This window comes from Streptomyces sp. NPDC005393 (genome assembly GCF_040606675.1).
GTDB lineage: Bacteria > Actinomycetota > Actinomycetes > Streptomycetales > Streptomycetaceae > Streptomyces.
Window position 1 is genome coordinate 1 of the sequence record NZ_JBEXFG010000130.1, and the last position, 2008, is coordinate 2008.

Annotated in this window: 1 protein-coding gene; it reads right to left on the bottom strand. The window is 78.0% G+C overall.

The window, feature by feature from the left end:
• Positions 1–1892, bottom strand: a 1892-nt coding sequence (locus ABZS71_RS35550) for a BTAD domain-containing putative transcriptional regulator (RefSeq protein ID WP_356216981.1), incomplete at its 3' end; no start/stop codon positions are given.
• Positions 1893–2008: the final 116 nt, after the last annotated feature.

Below are 2008 nucleotides of genomic sequence, written 5' to 3' on the forward strand. Positions count from 1 at the left end.
GTCGGGGCCGTAGCCGACCTGCATCGCCGCGTGGCTGACGCCCTCGCCCTGTCCCCAGTCGTAGAAGAGCACGTCCCCGGTCTTCTGGCTGTCGGACCCGGCCACGCGTCGGCCACCCGTGCCGGCGCGCCCGGGGCCGGCGGCACGGCTGCCGCCGGGGGCCCGGCACGGCCAGCGTCCCACGGCCCGCCGGGGCCCGCGCCGGACGGGGGCGCGTCGCCCGGCGGGGCCGGCGGGTCGCCGCATACGGCTTCGGCGGCCGTCAGGTCGCAGCCGCCGGCGAAGACCGAGAGGCGGTGGAGGACGGTGCGCTCGGGGGTGTCGAGGAGGTGCCAGGACCAGTCGACGACGGCGCGGAGGGTCTGCTGCCGGGGCAGGACGGTCCGGCTGCCGTTGGTCAGGAGGCGGAAGCGGTCGTCCAGGCGGTCGGCGAGCTGGCGTGGGGTGAGCAGCCGCAGGCGGGCGGCGGCCAGTTCGATGGCGAGCGGAAGGCCGTCGAGGCGGCGGCAGATCTCGGCGCAGGCCACCGGGTCGTCGTCCGTACAAAAGCCGGGCCGGGACGCCGCGCCCCGGTCCTGGAGGAGGCGCAGCGCGACCGGGTCGGGCAGCGGCTCCACGGGGCGCACCAACTCGCCCGGGACGGCCAGCGGTTCGCGGCTGGTGGCCAGGACCGTGACGCCGGGGCACTGCGCGAGGAGGGATTCGGCGAGCCGGGCCGCGGCCTCCACCAGGTGCTCGCAGTTGTCGAGCACGATCAGCATGCGGCGCGGCTCGCAGTGCTCCATGAGCCGTACGAGCGGGTCGTGCGCGCTCGGATCGGCCGCGGCGCGCAGCCCTTCCGCCGCCGTGCCGCGGATGACGGTCTCGCGCGCGCCGAGCGCGGTGAGCACCGTCTCCGGCACGGTCTCCGGGTCGTCCACGGGCGCGAGCTCGGCCAGCCACACCCCGTCCGGCCAGGCGCTCGCCACCGACTCGGCGGCTTCCTGCGACAGCCGCGTCTTTCCGGCGCCGCCGGGCCCGAGAAGGGTGATGAGCCGATGGGCGGCCAGGTCGGTGCGCAGCGTCGCCAGATCGGTCTCCCGGCCGACGAAGCTGGTGAGGCGGGCCCGCAGATTGCCGCGGCCGGGGCGGGCGGCGGCGGGGGCGGGAGTGGTGACGCGCTCGCGTGGCGGCTCGGGCGCCAGCAGCTCCGCGTGGAGCGCGCGCAGCTCAGGGCCGGGGTCGGCGCCCAGCCGGTCGGCGATCTCCGTACGGATCGCCTCGTACGCGGCGAGCGCCTCCGCCGTACGGCCCGTGTCCCGCAGGGCGCGGATGCGCAGCGCGTGCAGCGGCTCGTCCAGGGGGTGCGCGTCGCACAGTCCGGCGAGCACCGGGAGGGCCCGGTCGGCGCGGCCGAGGGCGAGGTCGGCGGCGATCCGGGCGCGGCGCGCGTCGAGCCGGCGGGCCTCGGCGCGGGCGGCGCCCGCCCCGCCGTCGGGGAGGTCGGTGAGTGCCGGGCCGCGCCACAGGGCGAGGGCGTCGTCGAGGAGATCGGCGGCCCTGGCCGGGTCGCCGTCCGCGAGGGCCTGGGCGCCTTCCGCGGCAAGCCGTTCGAAGCGGTGCAGATCGACGTCGTCGGGCACGGCGCTCAGCCGGTAGCCGCCGGGGACCGACGCCACGGCGTCCTTGCCGAGGGCCCGGCGGAGGCGGCCGACCAGGGCCTGGAGCGCCCCGTGCTCGTCGGCGGGCGGGTCCGTGTCCCAGATCTCGGCGATGAGCACGCCGGTGGGACGCGACCGCCCGGGGGCCAGGGCGAGCGCGGTCAGCAGTGCGCGCAGGCGGGCACCGCCGAGGTCGACAGGGGTGCCGTCGTCACGGTGGGCCTGGGTGGTGCCGAGGATGGCGTAGCGCACGGCCCCATTGTGGTCGATGCCCCGCCACGCGGGGGGACCAGGCAGGCGGTTGCCATCGGGATTGCCAGGGAGGTAATGGCGATCTCGCGGCGCGCACCGGCACCGGCGCCGGCCCC